Origin of the sequence: Indolivaga macrotermitis, assembly GCF_900128985.1 — a bacterium.
Taxonomy (GTDB): domain Bacteria; phylum Bacteroidota; class Bacteroidia; order Bacteroidales; family Dysgonomonadaceae; genus Dysgonomonas_A; species Dysgonomonas_A macrotermitis.
This window is the reverse complement of sequence record NZ_FQUC01000002.1, coordinates 331,083-353,863: the sequence shown is the minus strand read 5'-3', so window position 1 is coordinate 353,863 and position 22,781 is coordinate 331,083. Positions and strand designations below refer to the sequence as shown.

The following is a 22,781-nucleotide window of genomic DNA, read 5'->3' as shown; positions in this document are numbered from 1 at the left end:
TAAATACTGATATATATATGATTGCGTCTGGTGTACTCATCGTTTTGCAAATTAAAAAGCATATTGTCAAGGCAATACAATAGTTTTGCAATAAAAAATGCAGGTTTATTTAGCTCATTATACCTAAGTTACCTGATAAAAACTTCAGACCTGATAAGTATATACATTTCACGTTAAAAAAATAATTAATAATAAACTCTATTTGTAAAAAATGAAAATTATGAAGAAAAGGGGAATGATTTTAGTCATGATGATTGGAATATTCGGTTTAGCTAATGCTCAGGTAGGAATTAATACTGAAGCTCCAGCAGTAACATTAGACGTAGTTGTAAATAGCAGTACTTCGGGAAATGCTACAATAGCAGAAGGTGTTTTAATACCAAGGATCAGCTTAAGTATTTTGAAAATCAAAGATAATGCTTATGGTAATAACCAAAATGGAACGCTCGTTTATGTAAATGATATTACAGGTACTACTACAGCAAAGACAGTAAATATAAAAGGTGAAGGATTTTATTATTACGATGCAAAAGCTGGGGTATGGAAAACTTTAGAAACCGGAAGCGGTTCTACTATAAATATTATGGATAATACAGAAAACATAACTAATATAACTATAAATGGTAAGCCAATATATAGTTTCAAAGGTTCTTTTAATTCTGACGGTATTAAAACGGAATATCCTTTGTCTAATTTTCCTTTAGGAGTAACTGGTATATATAAAGTAACAATTTATAATACAACATATAATCTATATACTAATACGGTATATTCTTTAGATGCTACGGGTACATTAATAACAGGATCTCCTAGCATTTCCGTAGTATATCCTTCAGGTACTTATAATTATATTGTAGAATATCTTAAATAAAAAATAATTAAGATAAAATTAAATTTCTCAATACTAAAAAGCTTTCTTTTGACCAAGGGAGCTTTTTTATATTATGAGGTGTATTATTAATTTTTCATATAACTTAATTTAATTAGTAAAATTGATAGTTCGAAGTGCCTGTATAGTATAAATGAAAGCTATTTATCACTCAATAAATAATTGTGTTTACAGGTTATAGATAATGAGATGCTTAGTGAAGTCCGAACGGGTCATTTTCTTTCCTGATGGAGAATTCTTTTTAGTCTTTTTAGCTATAGCTTTAGGATTATCCTCTTTATCTTCTAATCGAATGAAAGTAGAATCTCTATTTATAGATGAAGGCTTTGCGGCATTAGATATTGATACATTATGCGTTGCAATGGATGCTCTAGATAATTATCAATCTCAAGGAATAAAGATTGGGGCCATTTCTCATGTCGAAGAAATGAAAGAAAGAATTACTACTCAAATCCAAGTTGTTAAAGCTGCCAACGGGAGAAGTCGGGTTTATGTGATTTTCTAATACTAGAATATATGAATTAATATCCGTAAAATTCATCATTTCTTTAGGCAAAGCGGATTTTAATGATTGATTTGATTTGTGACCTGAATGTAAGGTCTATTGTATTTAGCCTTTTTGTGAAGATTGAAATATATAAAAACTTCCGGTATTCTTCATTTCTTAGAATACCGGAAGCAGAAGTATTAATTAAATATAACTATCGGTTAAGTTTCATAACTTCAGTAGCTGCCAATAGGAATGCACCTACCCCATAAGGGGCAGTCATTTCATCATCTATCGTTCGAGGAGCATGCCCGATAGGTTGTACATAACCTAATTTACCATCTTCTTTGACATAGCTTTTCAAAGCACACCAACCTTTTTCTACGGAAGGCATATATTTATCCTTGTCCAGTATGCCTTTATTAATTCCCCATGCAAGACCATGAACAAAAAATCCGGATGCACTGTTTTCGGGATGCGGATATGCTTCCAAATCGGACATGCTGGTGTGCCATGAACCATTTTTATCCTGACAAGCTATAATAGCATCTGTCATTTCCTTATAAAGGTTAAGGTAATAATTATAACTTACATGCCATGCCGGTACATCGTTCAGCATAAATGTCAGACCCGAATAGACCCATCCGTTTCCTCTACTCCAAAATACTTTTTCTCCATTAGCCTCTTTGGCATCCGTAAAGCGAAGATCCCGGATAAATAAGTGTTTCTGCTTATCGTACAATGAATCACAGGTAACCTGAAATTCGGAGAAACAAAAATCCAGATATTTTTCATATAACTTCAGTTTATATAATTGGGCATAAACCGGCGGCGCCATAAATAAAGCATCACACCATCCCCATCTGTCCCGGTTTGGCTTATTTTTAACTGTTCTGAGTGATCCATCCATAGGATTGGCCATTATGAAGTTAACCCTATCGACTACTTTATTTATCATTTCCGGCCTGTTATATCTTTTATATAGTCTGATATATGTTTGCCCTATACACAGATCGTCGGCATCATATACGCGGTCTAACATTCCCCAGTTGAGGTCTTCTCCTACTTGGATTAAGAAACTGTCTATTTCCTTGGATTCCTGATATTCGCCCCATTCGATAAGTCCACGGTATAAGGCTGCATGTACCCATCCGGCTTCAGGTGCCATCGTATCGGGAAAATGAACTATCTGCCATTCTGCTACTTTATTAATTAAATCTATTTCCTTATTTCTTGTAGTATCTTCACTGCAAGAGACGATTGTGATAAGGCAAAAAAACGCCCAGGCAATATGTTTTTTCATAATTAAAATAATTAAAGTTTAGTCCTATCCCGAAGTTATTTTTCTTTGTAAAAAGTTATATAACTTAAATCATTACTATTTGTATAATCCTTAATCTGTTCACTTATCCGGGTGTTTAAAAATAATGCAAACAATGTTTGTGTTTCATTGTTTTTTTTAGTCAAAGCTTTGGTGCATAGTGCATCAGTCTGTGTAAGATAAGAAAGAGCTACCTCGGTCATTTTGCATACTATAAGCATCTTATAAGAGCAGGGCTATTCTTTTTCACGAATAACCCCGTTCTTTTAAAGTAATACTAAATAGAGTACCTTAAATTATTACTAGCCTTAGAATCTATATGAAAATCCTGTTCTCAGGAATACACCGGTATATTCCAAATCGTATACCCGCGACTTATTACCCATATATATAAAAGCAGGGGCATTCAGTATATTTGTTGCTTCTGCATACACAGTCAGACCTTTTGTTATCCTGTACGAACCATTCAGATCTAATTGCCAGCGCTTGTCAACCCAAAGATCTTCTTCGCTATTGCTACCCAAAGCATATGTAAACTCGCCGTTATAATTTGCCGATGCTTGCAGTGTTAGTTTTTCGGTGGAATAGCTCAATGCAATATTTCCTGTATGCTCTGCCTGCCCGGGAAGCCTTAGTTTGCCACGGCTTGCATCTGTTGTGGCTTTCGAGTTCGTATATGTATAGTTACTTGTGAAAACTAAATTTTTAAGAAAACCCGGTAAAAAATAAAGTGTTGAATTGAAAGTCAACTCCGCTCCATATACATAAGCATTTTTTCCGTTTTGAGGTTGAGTCAGTATATACTGGTTATCAGCTTCTGCTCCGTGCTTGTAATACGGATTAGAGATATCTGTCAATAACCCCTCGCTGCGATACAGGAATTTGTCTATATGTTTATAAAATACACCCCCGGACAACAAGCCTACTTTCTGCAGGTAATGTTCAAATAGTAAATCTAAATTATGAGCATATGCAGGTTTCAAGGCAGGATTACCCATCAACAATTTTCTTGTTTCATCATTGATGTCTATAGACGGAACAATCTCAGGAAGGTTAGGACGCGAATACCCCGTTGTCCATGCCAAACGTAAGATTGTATTCTTAGCCAGATCATATTTGAACTGGATGTTAGGCAAAACCATTGTATAATTCATAGATGAATCGGCCGGAGTAGAGGTATATGCAGTGTATTGGTAATTTTCCGGATCGGATCCTGGTAGCTGTCCTCCATTTACATTAGGATCTGCATTTGCATCATATTGAAATACTCTGTTTGCTTTATAGTCCACATGTGTGCTTTCGAGACGGACACCAACAATAACCATAAGTTTGTTAAATTGGCTCTTGTTCATTACATAACCGGCTACAACATTTTCGACTCCTTCATAAAAATGAGCATCCCTTCTGTAATTGGTTTTATGTTCATTCAGATTAAATCTGTCAGGATTTTGATTCAAAAAGTCTTTCACCTTGCTTAGGCTCGGTGCTGGTCCAAAATTCAAATTGCCATTCAGAAAGTTTGAGCTAACCTCGTTTTTGTATAAAAAGTCACTAAAGTATAATGGATCTCCATTAGGTGTCAACTCGGTGGATGAAGCTAACCTGTATCTTTCATTAAACATAAATTTACCTTTTGCTCCAAAAGAGAAAGTCGAAGCAAAATCGTCATTAATAAGGTAGCTTAAAGCTGCGTTTCCGCGTACTGTTATATTGCGTCCGTTCAACTGGTTATCATTGTTCTCAATATTCTTCAATGAAAAACGGGAAGGGTCGTCCATAGCTCCGCCAACAGCCGGAGTATATAAGTTTTCGGAAGCTAAATATTTAGTCGCAAAAGATGGCAGTTGTGCCAATACTGTATTCTTCTTGATCTGTATTGGCTTACCATTCCCGTCATCTGTTCCTTTTATATCTTTACCGTTTGCACGCCAATCCGGAGTTTCGAAGTTGAATTGAGGATTTACTCCTTTCCTTCTGGATATATTCAGGAATGTACCTGCGTCTAATTTCCAATTCCCCTGAGTTGTTTCTCCATCAAGATTTATATTATAGTTGTCAAGCTTGATTCGCTGATCTGTTACCTGCATTACTGTAGTTATGCGATCTGTCCCTATCTTTCCGTCTCCCATATCAAAGAAGCTTCCACGATAGCGTATACGGCGGCGGTAACGTGTATCATTGTCGTCGCGTCTGTTATACATAAAACTCAATACAATTTTAGATTTCACATCCGGAGCATAGTCCAGAGTGATCGTACCACCTGTACGGGTTCTCGATCCTTCCTGATAACGGTAGCGAAAATCGGTAGGTACATATGTTCCTTCTGTACCTTCTATCTTATTACCTTTTTCGTCCAACAGAGTATTGGCTCTCCAGCGATCAGCCTCTAGGCGGTCGTATCCGTTATTTGTTTTGTAATAACTGGCATTAACTGCTATACCAAAAAGGCCGTCCGGATTTTTATCCGAAGGAAAAAATCTTTTCTGAAAACCAGCCTTTACATTTACTGGCATCTTTTCGCGCAAAACGTTATAACCGGAACTAAGATCGATTGATGTTCTCGGCTTCAAGCTGCGGGCTGTTCCCGTACGCATATTGATAACTCCGGCAATAGCATCCCCATCATTTGAAGGCAGTAATGTCTTCTGCACTTCCATAGAAGATAAAATATCGGACGGAATAACATCTAATGTTGTATTCCGGCTACCATCTTCCGTCGATCCCATCATCTGTTCACCATTTACCTGTATATTTACGAAATTGGCTGGTGTGCCACGTAGTTGTACACCAGATCCTTCCCCTCTCGAACGGCTGATGGTTACCCCGCTCAGGCGTTGCAGAGCTTCAGCAACATTCAGGTCGGGAAAACGGCCCATTTCGTCAGATGATACTACCTGCATCATATTATCTGCCGCTTTCTGTTGATTGAGTGCCCGTTGCTGGCCTGCCACCATTCCCGAAACCACAACTTCTCCCAAAGCCTTTGCATTTTCCATCATTACAAAGTCTTTATTTACGGTTCCTTTTGCTTTTACTTCGATTGTTTGCTCAACATCGTCAAAGCCCAGATATTTTACAACAATCGTGATCTTCCCGCTCTCAAGTCCATTGACCATATAGTAGCCGTTGAGATCGGATGCCGTACCGATGGTAGTTCCTTTGACCACCACACTGGCTCCGGGAAGCACCTCACCGTTATTGTCTATAACTTTACCTGTGAGGATACCTTTACCCTGTGAATATCCGAAAGTCGTTGTGCAAAGTAATAACATTACTATAATTACACCAGTTTTTAATAGAATTTTCATGTGCTTTAAAATTAGATTAATATAGGTTTCGTTGATACTGTATTTTAAAAAAAAATGACAATTTATTTTTGCTCCTGTTCAGAGAACTATTGTTTGATTACTTTTTTATCCCTGACAGTTCCGTCATCATTTATAGAGAGTTTGCAACGTATTGCGCTTTCATTTAAGCGTACATCATAGTTGGTGTATCCATCATTTTTCCTTACAATTATTCTGGATTCGTCTACAGGTACTGCGCCTATTAGTTCTGCAATAATATCACGGGTTCCCTTTGGCAAATCGACATAATTCATAGCATTTGCTTTTTCTGTAGAAAGTATTTTGCCGGTATTGTCTATTTTAGTTGTTGTGATTGTGAATTCATTTATATTTTTATAAGAAGTAGACTGCATAGTATATATATTATCAGCAAATGATAGCCTGTCGAGTAAATTACCTTCGGCAGCCTTTATGATTGTTTCTGCGACCTTAGCCGGAGGATCGTATTTGAGGAAATTCCTGATGCAAGACTCTCCTCCCTCTATCGGAGTACGCCTGCCTCCGAAAGCCATATAACCTTCCAGTTTTTTATCATAGCTTTTAGAAATCAGTAATCTGCGTTGAGGTCCTGTTATAGTCGAACCATCTTCGAGAATAAGGGATGGTTCTAATATGTAGCAGCCACTGATATTAGGTGTTGTAAACTTTATCTGAATACCCGAAGATTCGTATTTTGGTATCAATAATGCCGACTGCTGGCTGCTAACCACTTTTCCGTCAAGAGATTTAATCTTCAGGATAACCTGAACTTCTGCATCTGTATCAAAATCGTTCCATGCTACCACATCTTTTGTATAGCTGGTTCCCAGCTTATAGATTGTTTTCTGGTTATACCATTCCTGACACTGAAGCATATCCACCGATACTCCTATCGGTTCATTTAACCTGATTAATGATAGTTGCAGGTTTTGCTGCACTGTCAAAGAATCCGCAATATTTCCCAGCAGAAAATTCTGCCCGTTAACCCATCCACTGAGTAATGCAAATGGAGCCCAAGCCTGAAGACGGGTTTTACGATAATAGGTACCTATATCGGCATGCAAATCGGCTAGTAACTGACCTATTATATTGGTATCATAATAAAATACTCCCCAGCCGGTTGATGTGCGGCTTGTTTTATAATCTTCGCGAGGTTCAAGTAATCCAAATTCATTGGTCCATAAGCGACACGACTCTAATATTGTCGAAGGACGATCTGTTGCTTGTTGGAAGTATGGAGCCGGTACAACTTGCTCCGAATAATCATAGACATGTTTCGCATAGAAGTCATCTTCTCCCCACAGACGGGTAGGGTCGTATTTTCTGAGTTCAGTTTTCAGGTCTTCGAGCCTTACATGCCCTTCATTTTCCTGATCCCATGTGACAATTGACGGATGATTTACATTCTGCTTTATCCAACGGCGAAACTCTATTTCCACTTCTTCACGATCCTTCCCTACAGGCTCATCATCATGCATATACCGCCATTCGTCCTGAAGCATTATACCTTCCTGATCAGCAATCTCGTACCACTTGCTATATGCATGCCCTAAGTGGATGCGCAGATAATTGAAATTATAATCCTGAACAGCCATGCGTAAGAATTTACGTATCCAGGTTTCATCGAACATTACATCCTGCCAACGGTTCAGAGCCCTCACAAATGCTATGTTTTCGGTGCGGAACATTACTTTCTTCCCGTTCAGTAATACATCTTTACCCTGAACTTCAATATTGCGGTATCCAAACATAGTGCTTTTGTCGGAGACAATATTTCCCTGAGTATCGGCTACCGTGATATTCATGCAATATTGCTTTGGGGTTCCTTCTTTTCCGGCAGTCCAATATTGCAGCATCCCTGAAGGGACTTTCATAGAAACGATCTGACTACTGTTTTTTTCGACCTTAACATTACTTGTCACATTGCTGACAAGGAGGCCACCGTCGAAAATGGAAGCTGTTATGGTCAGGTCCGCATCGGGGTTATCTTTGTTGGTAATTTCAACATCGCAAAGAGTCTGCTTGTTTTTAACTTCGGGTAAGACCTTAATGTGCTTAATCCCAACTGAATTTCCGAGTTCGATAGAGACATCGTCCCACAGACCCGGAGCTCTTGAATTACGCCACCATTCCGAGCTATTCTCCTTCGATGGAGAAGATGCTGTATTCCAACTGCCCACACGGACTATCAACTCATTACGACCCTGATAATTAATTGCATCGCTGATGTCGAATTCGGCATGAGAGTATGTGCAATGATGATCATATCCTATTTCTTTTCCATTGAGAAATACCAAGGCGTTATATTTTGCCCTGATTTTCAGAATCGCCGATTTGTAATGTTCTTCGTTCACATCGAAATCTAAATGATACCATACATAGCTATAACCTACATCATCTTTCAGTTCGTTACCGTGCAATCCTTCTGCGACAAGAGGCTGGGACATGGTAAGTATTCCCGGAACCGGTACTTTGGAGGTATAACTATCCGGCTTTTTGTCTGTCATACGGACATCCCATAAGCCATTCAGAGATATTGTTTTCTCCGGCTCTATATGTATTACCGGCTTTCCGTTAACAATAACATTCTGTAACGAAACTTTACGTGCGTTATGTATCTCATAGGCAGCCGGTGTATTTTCGACCTTGATATTCTTTAGAGTAACGTCTGTAACCGGCATATTTTTGAAACCATTAATTTCAAGTGCATTATGCGAAGCATAGCGGCAATCTACATTCTCAATAACAAAGCCTTTATAATGTGTGGGGTCGTTTTCTTTACTTTCCGATTTATAATCAGGATCGAACTTTACCGCAGTTTTGACGGAATCAATTTTCACGTTACGTGCCCAAACATTTTCAATATATCCGCCACGGTCAAGGTTAGATTTAAAATATATTCCGTTACTGGCTTTAGGAATGGTAATATTTTCGATAAAAACATTGCGGACGCCTCCCGAAATTTCGCTGCCGATACATACTCCATTGGCAAGGCTTTCAAAAGTACAATCACGTACAATTATGTTTTCGGATGGTTGCCCTATCCTCCAACCATCCTGGTCGCGTCCCGATTTAATAGCCACACCATCATCCCCGGTGCGGAAATGGCATTTTTCGATCAATGCATTAGTTGTCGATTCGGGGTCGAAACCATCGCTGTTCGGGTTGAAGCTATCTATAATTACATCGCGTACAGTGACATTGTTGCAAGCAATAGGATGTATTACCCAGAAAGTGGCATCTATTATTTTAATGCCCTCGATAAGGATATTCCGGCATCCTACAGGTTCCACAAAAGCCTGACGAAGCCAATGACCTTCTCCAAACAAGCGCTTGTATACAGACACTCCATCACGTCCCATAGTACGTATAAGTTTCTGGTCTTCTTTCTGGTTCGGCTTCCATGTAGCAATATTCTTTGAGCCCTGTCCGTTTAACAATCCTTTTCCGGTTATAGCTATATTTTCAACCTGATAGGCATATATAAGAGGTGAATAATTGAATACCTCGGTACCTTCCCATCTGGTAAGCACTGCCGGAAGATAATCTTTTTCATCGCTGCTGAATACTAGTTCCGCCCCTTCTGATAAATGCAAATTGACATTGCTCTTTAATATTATCGAGCCTTTTATAAAATACTTACCTGCAGGTACCGTAACTTGCCCTCCTCCATTGTTGCTACATTGGGTAATAGCCGCATTTATAGCTGGACGGGCATCCTTTACTCCACCTTTTTCCGCTCCAAAATGAACGATATTATAATTTTTGTCTGCAAATACCGGAGGTTTAATGTTTTTCTCTATTTCCTTAACATAGTCCCATCCTTTTTGGGAAAAAGCAAGATGCGGAATTGCGAACGTTAACAGAAGGCACAATATGTAATTTACAGTTTTCATCATAGTATATTAATTTATTTTTTATTTGATAGCTTTTACACCTTTAGTTATCGAAACCCTTTTTTTCCAATCTTCGAACATTTTATTCATACGTTCTACTGTTTCGGGATTTTTAGATGCGAGATCGACAGTTTCGGAAGGATCTTTTCCCATGTCAAATAATGTCCACGGAGAGTCAAACCCTTGTTTTACCAGCTTCCATTTTCCTTCCCGCACAGCACGCCCGTGCTGCCATTCCCAGAATATGGGTTTCTCTCTTTCTGTTTTTCCTCCGAGTATGGCAGGTAATAATGAAATGCCTTCGTAAGGAAGGATTGTACGGACACGATATTGAGACGGGTAGTCCGTTCCGGCAATATCAACGAAGGTTGGCATTATATCGATCATGTGCCCGACAAAGCCCGACTTCGTTCCTGCACTAACACCTCCTTTAGGCCATGTAACAATAAGCGGAGAACTAATCCCACCCTGATAACTAATATTCTTATAATAGCGTAAAGGCGTATTAGATACGTTTGCCCAATTTTCGCCCAGCGATTTCCAATTCGATAGAGACCCGATTGGTCCATAGCTGTCAGATAGTTCTATAACTTCGGCCGAGGCTCCATTGTCGGACATAAATATTATGATCGTGTTCTCATATTTACCTAATTCTTTCAGTTTTGTTATCACACGGCCTATATTCTGATCCATACGGTCAATCATTGCTGCATACACCTCCATTTTTTCAGCTTCTTCTACCTGCTGTTCCAGAGTCAGGCTTTCCCATGGCTGATATATAGGCGCCGAAAGTTCGTAACGCTTGTCTATTATTCCCAGCTTGCGCTGTTTTTCATATCTGGCTTTACGGATCGCTTCATAACCGGTATTATATTGCCCCTTATATTTGGCGATATCTTCGGGCCAAGCCATTAACGGATCGTGCGGTGCGTTATAGGCCAGATAGAGAAAAAACGGACGGTCATCTTCCTTGTATTGGTCGAGCCACATCAGTGCATTATCGGTGAAGTGATCGGTTGTATAAAAGTTTTTATCGGTTGGAGTATACGGTGCATATTCTTTATCCTCGATACACCATTTTCTCCGGTGTGATTTCTGCGCAGGACGCTCTTCTCCATAACGTTGAAGACCCGGATTAAAATAGTTGCAGGCACCATCTTTCAACCCGATATAGTGATCGAAACCACGGGTTCGCGGATTTTCTTCACCATGATGCTTGCCCGACCATAAAGTCCGGTATCCTGCACTTTTCATATATTCCCCCAGAGTAACACTATTTTCGAGAGGGCCACCGAAATACTTAGAATACCCATTCTGCTGGGCATAAAGCCCGGTCAACAAGCACGCACGTGAAGGATAGCTTTTAGATGTATTATGAAATTGAGTAAACCTTACACCGGATTCGGCCAGGGCATCGATATTCGGAGTACGGACTTCGCTGCCATAACATCCTATATCCGACCAACCCAGGTCATCGGCTAAAATCAACAAAACATTAGGACGTTCTGATACCTTTTCATTCTGCGCTATAATCCCACATATGGGGAATAAAGACAGTGTTATCAAATTATAGTGTTTTTTCATGCCATTTTAGTTTTTATCAGGAAACTTTCTCATTTTACCTTCCGTACGCGGGTAACTTTCCCATATTTCGGGATTGCTGCCTATACGCGAATCATTTGTTTCTTCCAGTTTCGTCTGGAGCATTTGTTTCATTTCTGAAATAATATTGTTGAACTTAGTATCTGAAGCTATATTCTTCATACATGCCGGATCATTTTTCAGATTGTATAATTCATATTCGGGACGTTTGGCAACCGATGCATTAAAAAACGGAGTAACCGACGGATCGTTACGATGAGATACCAGATAATCCTTTGAAGGGGCAGCATCAATATCAAAGTAACCCTTGTGTATTTCTTTCGGTTCGTCATTTTTTCCCAACTCCTGTGGATCGCCTGCAGGCCAGCGTTCAGGATGGAAATTATGTACTAACAGATAATTTTTCCAACGTACGCTGCGCATGGGATACCCCCAATTATCGAATCTCGAGTATGAGTGGCGCTCACGCCCGGCAAAAACAGTTTTTCTCGAATACGTTTGCCCATTTCCGGTAATAAGAGGCAACAGGCTTTCTCCAACATGCATCGTATGCGGTTCAAGACCTGCAATCTGCAATATTGTCGGAGCCAGATCTACAAGGCTAACCAGATTATTTACTACCTGAGAAGGTTTCACCTTGTCACCCCAGCAGATAGCTAATGGCACATGTAATCCGGCGTCATAACAGTTAGCTTTTGCATGAGGAAATGACATCCCATTATCGGCTGTCACGATTATAATTGTATTATCAAGCTCACCTATACGCTTCAGTTCTTCGATACAATTCATCAGATGTTTATCAAACCATTCTATCTCTACCGCATAATCAAGAAGATCGCCTTTAACATCGTCCGAAGGCGGTAGGAAACCGGGTACTGCAGCCATTGAAAGGTTGTTTCCTTCCTTTAACCACGACATATTCTCGTATGGGCGGTGTGGTTCGTGTGTGCCAAGCCAAAAGCAAAAAGGCTGATCTTTATCTCTTTCGGACAAAAACTGCTTGAAGTTGGCTGTATAGTCTACTTTCGAAATTCCACTATACGGAGGATCTAGTTTATGTGTATTATATTCGGGACCTGCCGGATTATGCAGTCTTCCGGATACCGCCCAATCGCCGGGTCCCCAGCCTTTACCTGTGAATCCTATATGATAGCCCGATTTGGCTAAAATATCCGGATAGCAAATATATTTTGCAGGAAATGAGCTGGCATGGGTTCCGGCTTCTTCTATTTGCCACGGATACATTCCTGTCAGCATGCTTGCCCTTGAAGGGCTACTTCCCGGTGAAGTAACATAAGCATTGTTGAAAAGTGCGCCTTGCGATGCTACCAGATCGAACCCCGGTGTGCGTACCATACTGCTGCCATATATCGATGCATCGGGATAAGACTGATCGTCGGCTATGACAAAAAGTATATTGGGACGTCGCTGTTCCTGTTTAGCGAATGAACTGACAGCCACCAGTGGCAATAGTAAAACAGTATGTTTAATCATGGTTTTCATATGTTACATTTTAATGTCTCTGGGTATAGCGATCGGGTTATCGAATTTAATTTTATACCCGTCTTTGGTCTTTGTTATTGCCGGATTAATTTTAGTCAGATAGTCGAGTAACCGGGTCTTTTCTTCTGTCGAGAGCTTTTTGTACTCATCGGGATGAAGTAAATCCAGAGCTTCTTCTATCGAACCTGCCACTGCCGAATAGCGATAGGTGGTGTTTCCGTATTGAATTGGTAATATCTGGTTAGATTTCTGTGGATTACGTATAAATAAAATATCTATCTCGCGAGGAATACTATTAATCATATTTTGCTCTGTTGTAACGTCAATAATCTTATTGTCGGTCAGAAGCTTGTGTGAATAATACCTTATAAGTTCGTCTGTATAATTGGGATGAAAATTTCGGCCTTCTATTGTCCTCGAAAGCAATCTGAGGTCGTTATACGACTGAGCTATAAAATTATAATCATCTTCAGTCAATTCACCGGATGTCCCTTGTAAGTATGAACCAAGCCTCTTAACCAGAACATTGAATTCGGTAGACAATGTATCGATCTGCGGGTTTCTTTCTATAACATACCGTCGCATAATGTTTTCGTATTCATCCAACGATGATCCGTCGATGCGTGTAGGATTGGATATGTACTTCATTTCCTGAATATATTCGACAGTCTCCCTGAATTCCTCATTTTTGGGGATAGAGGTCATACGTCCGGCATCTGTCAGAACAGGCTCTTTTATTCCACCAGTTTGCTTTCTGTCTACAGCCACGCTCATTATTTCAATCTCTCCGCTTTTCAGTCCCGGAGAAGATACCCGTACGGTTATTGTTCCGGGTCTGTTGGTCGAACGTACTACATTAGGTATAGGCGTTACCACATAGCCACTCCCTTCAGCCGAAAGGGTTTTATCAATATCTGAATAGTATACATTATGCCCTACCAGTTTCCCTTCTCCAAGTACTTCCCATGTGAGTGGTTCACTGAAGCCTATTACACGGTTGCCATTTGCATCAACTACATCGGCTATAACTATGTCTATACCACTTCTGTCTGCCGGTATGGTACCTTGTTCGGCTGTCAATACTATTTGGGCAGGCTTTCCTGCCAGATTCAGAGAGCTTTCTACTTTTTCCTTACCCCGTGTAGCTATAGCTTTCAAAGATCCGCTGACAATTGGTACATCTTTAAATTCCACAGTAAAGAAATTTTCTTTGGATGGATATTGTTCTCCTATTTTTTTTTCGTTCACAAATAGTTCGACTTTATCGCAATTGCTGTCAACTTGAATGCTTTTCTTCTGACCCAGATAATTCTCCCTCCAATAGTGAGGCTGAATGTGTACCATTGCCTCCGGCAAGTAGTTTGCCTGCCACAAGTAATACATATATTTAGGTATCCGGTACAAGTCTACCCAGCCTTTATAATTGATGTTTTGAAGCGGCGAATCTTTATATAGCCTGTCGCAACCATGGTCTTCGTAAAGCCAGCCTACGACATCCCGGTCGATACGTCCCCTGATATTTCCATTGTCAACTCTTGCCATTTTATGTTGCCATTCTTCAGTTCCTGCATGCTGCCCGCTTTTGTCGACACCGTGACTGTTGGACGGCTCCAGATCTTTGACATCTTTATTATACCAACCCCGGATAGTAACCCTGAGTAAATTTTCCATATCGAGATTAGATGCGTGATGAGTTACAAAATCGCCATAATTCTCCGTTTTACGCTCGTGTATAATGCGTGTAGTATCTTCTTCGTATACCCATTTGGAATCACCGGCATTGCTGGTTTCGTTACCGACACTCCAGAAAAAGACAGACGGATGATTGCGGTAACTGCGCACCATCTCACGCATATTCCTCTCCTGTATATTACGCCCGAAATTTATCGGTTTAATATTGGGCACTTCCACGACTGTTATTATTCCATGCTCGTCATTAAAATTATACACCATAGGGTCGTGCGGATAATGTGCAGTGCGCATGAAGTTTGTATTCATACCGTAACGGATGTCCATCATATCGCGTTGGGTCATCCAGTAAGGCATGGCATCGCCTACCCAAGGGTATTCCTGATGGCGGTTTGTTCCATGGATATGTATTTTCTTTCCGTTCACCATCAGCTTATTATCGGTAAAATCCCATGCGAACCAACGGAACCCTAATGGCGAAAGATATGTATCACAAAGTTTTCCATCTGCCCATACTTCGGTATATACATTATATAGATAGGGGAACTCAGGACTCCAAAGTTTCGGATTCAGGATCGTTTTTGAGTTTTGCGAAAATTCGTGTATCACTCCCGGAGCAATGGTTGCAACAGACAGTATATTTTCTATAATATTCCTGTCGGCATCCGTAATTATAGTTTTTAGTTCTATACTTTTATTTCCTATTGCATCATTTTTGACATAGGTTTTGACGTTAACTGTCGCTTCATCGTTGTTCACTTTCGGAGTGGTGACGAAAGTCCCGCCTTCATGCTTGTATGAGCCCTGAAAAGGTATGTGTACCGGATTTTTTATAACTAAACGTACACTGCGGTATATTCCTCCATATACATTAAAGTTACCTGCTGTTGCCGGAGGAATTATCCCGAATTTGTCATCGCGTCGGTTAGATACCGAGACTGTAAGTGTATTTTCCTCTCCCAGTCTGACATAAGGTGTCAGGTCGAAATAGAAACCACTATAACCTCCTCTATGCTCTCCTAGTAGATTTCCATTAAAATATACTTTACAATACTTTTGGACTCCGTCAAATTCGATGAAAATCTTTTTCTTTTCAAGCTCTTTTCCTAAAATAATACGTTTCCGATAATACCCCCATCCGTTCCACCAATACGGGTCTTCGCGTTCCGAGGCATACATTATATAAGGATGGATGTCATTTGTTGTTTCATATGTCGACCATGTATGAGGTAATGCTATGGCCTTCCACTGCTGATCGTTATAGTTGTTTTGAATTGTTGTTGTATCTTCTTTACCTGAAGGAAAGTAGTTGAATGTCCATTCCCTGTTTATGACCACCTCATCTCTCACATCCTTTGGACTAAATGTCTGGGCATGCATTGAGATGGATACAAAATATATAAGAGACAATTGAAATAAATGGGTCGGTTTCATTTTGTTTGGGGGTTTTCTAGTATTCTTTTGTAAAAGTAGAGAATGCAGAAAAGCTTTATATCCGGCAAATCCTGAAAACATGGTAGTTTGACAATGAAAATAATATTTGCAGATGATTGAAAATCTTGAATAAATGTTGAAAAATCATTCAGCGGTTGTCGTATGGTTCTATCTGTGAGTGTGTTGTGTTCTGTTTTTTGCCCTGTTGAAAGTTTCAAAAATAGCTATCCATAACTCTCCGGGACATGGATATATTTGCCTTACTAGCATCTGTACTCTTATTGAAAAAGGACTGTTATAGAAAGTCTTCTCATTATGATATGTATATATTAACTACATATATCCAATCGTATTTAATAGCCAGATTATATGGAGACAATCCATATAATTATTTGGAGTCATATACAACATCTTTCGACCCTGTTTGGAATATATTCATTATTTGTACATATAGTTTGCAATATTTGAGAAATATTATCTTCATCCTATAGCCGTAAATTTGTATGTAATGTCAATTTGTTTTTGCATCACTGATGTACTGCACTTGAAACTTGTAATTTTAAGAATAATATTAACCAACATAATACCTTGATATGAATAAATGGAAATCTCCTCTGATCTTAGTAACATTAGCAATATTATTTTCGTTAAATATTCTGGCCAATAATTCACCATACCATTTTGAACGGACACATCCACGTTTGATGCTTCCCAAAGGAGCAGAAAAGGTAATTATGAAGAAAACAGAGAACAATGAGTTTTTGAAACGAGTCCATAATGAAATTATCTCGAGTAGTGAAAAGTTTATTCTGGAACCTGTTGTTGAATATGAACCTATCGCCGATCTTTTTCTTTCGGTATCACGTAAAGCATTAAGCAGGATATACTTTCTCTCTTATTCCTACAGAATGACTGGAGATAAACGTTATGCGGAGCGGGCAAAGCAGGAAATGATGCACGTATGCACATTTGATCACTGGCAACCATCACATTTTCTGGGTGTTGCGGAAATGACTTTAGCCTTGTCTATAGGCTACGATTGGCTCTATAGTGAATTGAGTGATGCCGAGAAAAAAATTATACTTGATTCGATAATAAAGAAAGGGCTTGACGAATCGATGCCCGAAACTGCAACCGATGAACTGCATTACAAATGGCTGAAGAAAAAGAATAACTGGAATGCTGTTTGTAATACAGGAATGGCGTTAGGTGCGATAGTGACTTATGAGTTGAATCCTGAACGCTCGCGGCAAATTATTCAAAGATCGGTAGAACTTATCCGTGAAGTTGCTTTTCAGGAATATCTGCCGGATGGGAATTATCCGGAAGGCTATACATACTGGAGCTATGGAACTGCTTTTGCGCTAATGTTTATCAATACTCTTGAAGATCTCTACGGAACTTCGTTTGGCTTGACTGACAACCAGGGTTTCATGTCAACAGCCAACTATATTTTACAGATGTCGGCTCAAAACATGGGTTGTTTTGCCTATTCCGATTGCGGCTTGGACAGAACTCTTTCTTTCCCAATGTTCTGGTTTGCTTCCCGTCTCAACAATCAATCGCTACTGTGGGGAGAATGGGAACGGCTTTTGACAATGAAAGACAGAGGATACAGTGAAAACCGTATATTTAACGTCCGCTTTCTTCCCTCAGTTATGCTTTGGGCTTCTGAAAATACATTTGAAAGTATGGAAAAACCTTCGCAACGCTTGTATGTGGGACAAGGAACTACGCCTATTGCTATAATGCGTAATCATTGGGGTGGCAATGACGAACTATTTGTCGGTCTCAAAGGTGGTATGTCCAGTACCAATCATGGGCATATTGATATAGGCAGTTTTGTAATGTACAGAGGAGTTAACCAATGGGCGACAGACTTAGGCATTCAAAACTATTATTCGATTGATATATATGGAATAAATATGGGCGACAGAAGCCAGTATTCAAAAAGATGGGATGTGCTGAGACTTAGCAAAGATGTACACAATATTATGACTTTCAATGGAAACAATCAACTTGTTACCGAAAAAGCATATATAGGCAAGTATGGAGATTACAAAGACTTTGTATATGCAGCTACCGATCTTTCGCTTGTAGAAAGCAATAGTATAAAAAAACACCTGAGAGGAGTAGCAATAGTGAATGATAAGTATGTAGTAGTCCGCGACGAGATCGAAAATAATGATAACCTTACAGATAGCAGATGGGCTATGCTGACCCCTGCCAATGTGAAAATTACAGGTCCAAATACAGCTGAATTATCCATGAATGGTGAAAAACTGAATATAAAAGTAGAAGGACGTAAAGTTAAAATGAGTACATGGTCTACAGAGCCACGCTTCGGATTCGATGAAGTTAACCCGGGTACTATCATGGTTGGTTTTACAACAACCCTCGAACCGGGCGAGAAAGCCGAAATCAATGTTTATCTTATACCCGAAGCTGCTTCATATGAGACAATAAATCCTATATCTCCAATTGAAACATGGGATGACAGGTCGTTCTTTTATTAAATATCATTAAAGAATGTTTATGCCAAAATATCCCTTTTGGAATATCGCATTTAGTTAGCTATCTTTCATCTACAATTGACCTAGTTATCAGGATTAAAGAATGTACCTGACCTTATGAAAAAACATATTATGCTGTTACTTCTTCTTGTAATCTGCGGCATTGTAAATGCGGGCAAACTGATTGATTACAGAACTATGTTATCAAGAGATCTGCTGGAAGATAATGCAATCGTAGCACTCACTAAAGATAACAAAGGATTTGTATGGATCGCTACACCGGCAGCATTAGCCAGATTCGATGGCAGCTCATATTCAATAATAAATAAAGAAGGACTGATAAAGCTTTTTGACGGAAAGAATAGTATCTATCAATTATCATTCCAGACACCCGATATACTCTGGATTTGCAGTAATATCGGGCTGTTCTCGTACAATATACGCACCCATCAATTAGAACAAATAGAAGAGTTGGCAGGGTTACGGGTAAACTCAATGATAATAGAGAAAAATATTCTGTACCTGAATACAGTTAGGGGAATTATGCAATACTTTCCCGAAGAAAAGAAACTAAATATATTATATGCCCTGAAAACGAGGGGAAGTACGTCTTTGGCTGTAGATATAAATGGGTATTGCTGGTTTGCCACAGATAGACACCTGTTGAGGCTATCAGGTTTTGCTGTTTTAAAGAAAGCCTTTGATAAAAAAGAAACGATAAAGGCAGATACCTTGCTCACATATACAACAAATCAGCGTATCCTGATCGATAGCCTGAATATAATTTGGATATGGGATAAAGAAAGGCTGACTACTGCTAAAATATCCGGTTCCGGTACACTGGAGAATATTAAACATCAAAATATAGAAATAACAGCAATCCATTTGCTGGCAAATAATAATTTAATCTTATGTAAAAGAGGGCAGGGAAACGAAATCCTGTACAGAGATAAAAACGGTAACAATATACAAACCGAGAAGTTTTTAGCAACCCTCCAATACGATGATCTTACAAATACAACAAATGTTTTCTATGTAGATGAACTGGAAAATATTTGGATAGGTACAAGAGACGGACTGTTCATGCTGCCATTCGGAAGAAGGAATAAAGTACACACATTGGCGAATGACATCAATAACCACTCAACTTTGAGCCACAATACAGTATCGAGTATCTTTGTGGATGAAAAAAATAATATTTGGGTTGGAACTGCTTACGGATTGAATAAGTTACAACATGAAGGTTCCGGCTATTCAATTAAAAAGTATATTGATAACAGGCCAACAATTAACCATGTTCAGGATAATAAAATAGAACAGATAACTATTGACTCTAAGGGGATTATGTGGTTGGGTACAAAAAGAAATCTGAAATTTTACAACCCTGCTACTGATACCTATATCTCTAAGCCCAATATAGAAAAAGCCCTTGCCGGAAACAATTTTGTAAAAGCATTGCTCAGAGATCGCAGTAACAAAGTATGGGTGGGTTACCAAAGTGGAGGATTGTATGTTGTTGACGAGGTGAATAATTCGGTAAAGAGAATCGATTTTCAATCAATAAGCTGGGATAACTGCACGTCAATACAAGAGGACATAAAAAATGTGATATGGGCAAGTAGTAAAGTTAATGGCATTTTAAAAATAGAATTTGACAACGAAGAACAAAAATTCAAAACCAGACAATATCAAATACTTAATCAAATTCAATCCACTATCCCTGTCAACTGCCTTTATATAGATAATTACAGCAATATATGGGCCGGTACCGAATCTGGCTTATATAAGTTCAGCGAAGAAAAAGATGGCTTCATAGCAATGGAAATAGACGACTCCGGCAGAAATATAAATATAGTAGGCATAATCAGTGATACCAGAGGAAATCTATGGATTGCCTGCACATCCGGAATATATAAATACAATATTTCAGAAGCCAGAAGTTACTATTTCTCATTGTATGACGGACAACTTACGCGTCCGGGCTTTGTTTTTAGTTGCAATATCGACCGGAATGGAATCATTTACATGAGCGGTATCAATGGGTTGACTTATTTCGATCCCGAAAGTATTGCAACGGATCAAACACATTACCAAGTAAGATTTACCGATTTTAGGGTAAATAATAAAGCCTTGGAAGTTGGGTCTGATTATTTGAAGGAAGACCTGAACTTTACCGATAAAATTTTTCTGGATCATAAGACAAACCAATTTTCCTTTTCATTCGCGGCATTAGCCTATAATGACAATAATAACAAGCTGAAACATGCATATAAACTTGATGGCGTGGATAAGGACTGGATATATGCCGGAGCAGCTGTGCCTATTATTTCATATAACAATCTGTCGCCCGGAGAATATACTCTTCATATAAAAAGTACCGACCTGAACGGTATATGGCTGGATAATACTGAATCACTAAATATACTGATCAAACCGGCTTTCTATCAGACATGGTATTTTTATTCTCTCTTACTGATATGCCTTGCCATTCTGGGCTGGATCGCTTTCAGGATTCAAAAAAACCAGAAAAATCTGCAAGCTCAGAAGAAAACAGCTCAGAGCAAATTAGACCTCTACACGGACATATCATACAGCATAAAAACACCGTTGGCATTGCTACAAACCCCGCTGGATAATTTGACGAAACATTATAATGCCATGTCGGAAGAAGAGATTAAATACATGCTCGCCGTAATGTTGCGTAATAGCAACAGATTATCTCTGCTGGTAGATCAGTTAATCGAATTCAAACAAGTATCGGAAGCAGACGCCAAACTGGAACTTGTAGAGGATGACTTTATCTCTTTTGCGAAAAATATCTATGATGGATTCTATGATCTGTTCTCGAAAAAGGAAGTTGACTTTTCTTTTACATCCAATGTCGAAAAGCAAACTCTTGTTTTTGACCCGTCAAAAATGGAGACTGTAATCTTCAACCTTCTTTTCAGCATATATAAAGTCATTAAAGGAGGTGAACAGCTTGTATTCAAGTGCATCTATGATGAATCACAACATGAGCTTCAGGTTGCTTTAGTTATTCAGAAAGAAAACTCGAAACCGGAATCGGACAGGATACTCAAAAACATGAATCCATCCATAGATGTAGGGATACCTCTTGCCGGAGAATTATTAAAACTCCATCATTCGAAACTCATAATTAACGACAAAACCAATGCTGTTTCTTTTTCAATATCGTCCGATACGCCCCACATCAAAGGCAATATGGTAACTTCGGACGGAGCAAAAAGTCTGGCAATTTCCGATCTTTATGCTAATTATATTGAGTATCAATCGTTGGGCGATACTGCAATCGAAGACTATCTGCCACATGCGCCTCTGGTATATCTGGCTGACACGGACAAGGAAATGGCACGTTTTATAAAAAATGTCTGTGCCCCTTCTTTGATGATTAAAACATTTACAAACACCAGTGACTTATATAATAAGGTTTTATCGGTAAAACCCAATCTTATTATTTCCGAAGTTGTTTTCGATGGTAAAAAACAGGGTTTGGAATTATGCGAAAAGGTCAAAAACGACCACATGCTAAACGATATCCCATTTCTTATTCTTACATCTTACACATCCGATCTGGACAAAAAAAACGGATATGAAGCTGGATGCAATGCCTACATATTCAAGCCTTTCGATATAAGTTTTCTGAAAAGGCGAATCCAGTCCCTTGTAGAGAATCAGGAAAATATCCGTGAAAAAATAAAGTTGGAACTCATTACCAATCCTCAAAAGATAGAAATGCAATCGTCCGACGAAAAATTCCTCTCAAGATGTATGAACATTATCGAAGAGAATATGCAAAACGAAGACTTTAATGTCGAGATGTTTGCAGAAGCTATGAATCTTAGCACTTCGATGCTTTACAGGCGGATAAAAAACATTACAAACCTGGGACCAAATGACTTAATAAAAAGTATAAGGCTCAAAAGAGCTGCCCAATTACTGACAACAGATGCGTTACGTATATCGGAAGTTGCCGAGAAAGTTGGATTTTTAGACGTCCGTTATTTTAGTACATGCTTTAAAAAAGAGTTCGGAGTTACCCCTTCACAATATCTGAAAAAGGGAGACACTTGAGAATTATATACCAATAAAAAAGAATATAC

Annotated in this window: 9 protein-coding genes and 1 pseudogene; 4 read left to right on the top strand and 6 right to left on the bottom strand. The window is 39.0% G+C overall.

What is annotated here, in order from left to right:
• Window positions 1-220 precede the first annotated feature (220 nt).
• Window positions 221-871, top strand: a complete 651-nt coding sequence (locus BUC12_RS04425) for a hypothetical protein (protein ID WP_139261999.1) — start codon at window positions 221-223, stop codon at window positions 869-871.
• Between the two features lie 180 nt (window positions 872-1,051).
• Window positions 1,052-1,394 (top strand): annotated as a pseudogene (locus BUC12_RS04420) (hypothetical protein); the annotation flags it as partial.
• A 196-nt stretch (window positions 1,395-1,590) separates the two neighbouring features.
• Here the strand turns inward: BUC12_RS04420 and BUC12_RS04415 are convergent.
• From BUC12_RS04415 to BUC12_RS04385, 6 genes are all read right to left on the bottom strand, one after another.
• Window positions 1,591-2,679: a glycoside hydrolase family 88/105 protein gene (locus tag BUC12_RS04415; protein ID WP_062176424.1), complete on the bottom strand. Its 1,089-nt coding sequence runs from the start codon at window positions 2,677-2,679 to the stop codon at window positions 1,591-1,593.
• A gap of 326 nt (window positions 2,680-3,005) precedes the next feature.
• Window positions 3,006-6,005: a TonB-dependent receptor gene (locus tag BUC12_RS04405; protein ID WP_062176430.1), complete on the bottom strand. Its 3,000-nt coding sequence runs from the start codon at window positions 6,003-6,005 to the stop codon at window positions 3,006-3,008.
• 86 nt (window positions 6,006-6,091) lie between these two features.
• On the bottom strand, window positions 6,092-9,922 hold the full coding sequence (locus BUC12_RS04400; protein WP_062176433.1) for a glycosyl hydrolase family 28 protein: 3,831 nt from the start codon (window positions 9,920-9,922) through the stop codon (window positions 6,092-6,094).
• Between the two features lie 18 nt (window positions 9,923-9,940).
• Window positions 9,941-11,503 (bottom strand): arylsulfatase, encoded by a 1,563-nt coding sequence (locus tag BUC12_RS04395; RefSeq protein ID WP_082141863.1) that lies wholly within the window; start codon window positions 11,501-11,503, stop codon window positions 9,941-9,943.
• Between the two features lie 6 nt (window positions 11,504-11,509).
• On the bottom strand, window positions 11,510-13,024 hold the full coding sequence (locus BUC12_RS04390; RefSeq protein WP_062176436.1) for a sulfatase family protein: 1,515 nt from the start codon (window positions 13,022-13,024) through the stop codon (window positions 11,510-11,512).
• A 3-nt stretch (window positions 13,025-13,027) separates the two neighbouring features.
• A complete protein-coding gene (locus BUC12_RS04385) occupies window positions 13,028-16,147 on the bottom strand; it encodes a glycoside hydrolase family 2 protein (RefSeq protein ID WP_062176439.1) in 3,120 nt (1,039 codons plus the stop codon).
• 593 nt (window positions 16,148-16,740) lie between these two features.
• Here BUC12_RS04385 and BUC12_RS04375 point away from each other — a divergent pair.
• Window positions 16,741-18,663 (top strand): heparinase II/III domain-containing protein, encoded by a 1,923-nt coding sequence (locus tag BUC12_RS04375; RefSeq protein WP_062176445.1) that lies wholly within the window; start codon window positions 16,741-16,743, stop codon window positions 18,661-18,663.
• Window positions 18,664-18,777: 114 nt separating this feature from the next.
• Window positions 18,778-22,752 carry a two-component regulator propeller domain-containing protein gene (locus BUC12_RS04370; RefSeq protein ID WP_062176448.1) on the top strand — a complete coding sequence of 1,325 codons (3,975 nt, stop codon included), beginning with the start codon at window positions 18,778-18,780 and terminating at the stop codon, window positions 22,750-22,752.
• Window positions 22,753-22,781: the final 29 nt, after the last annotated feature.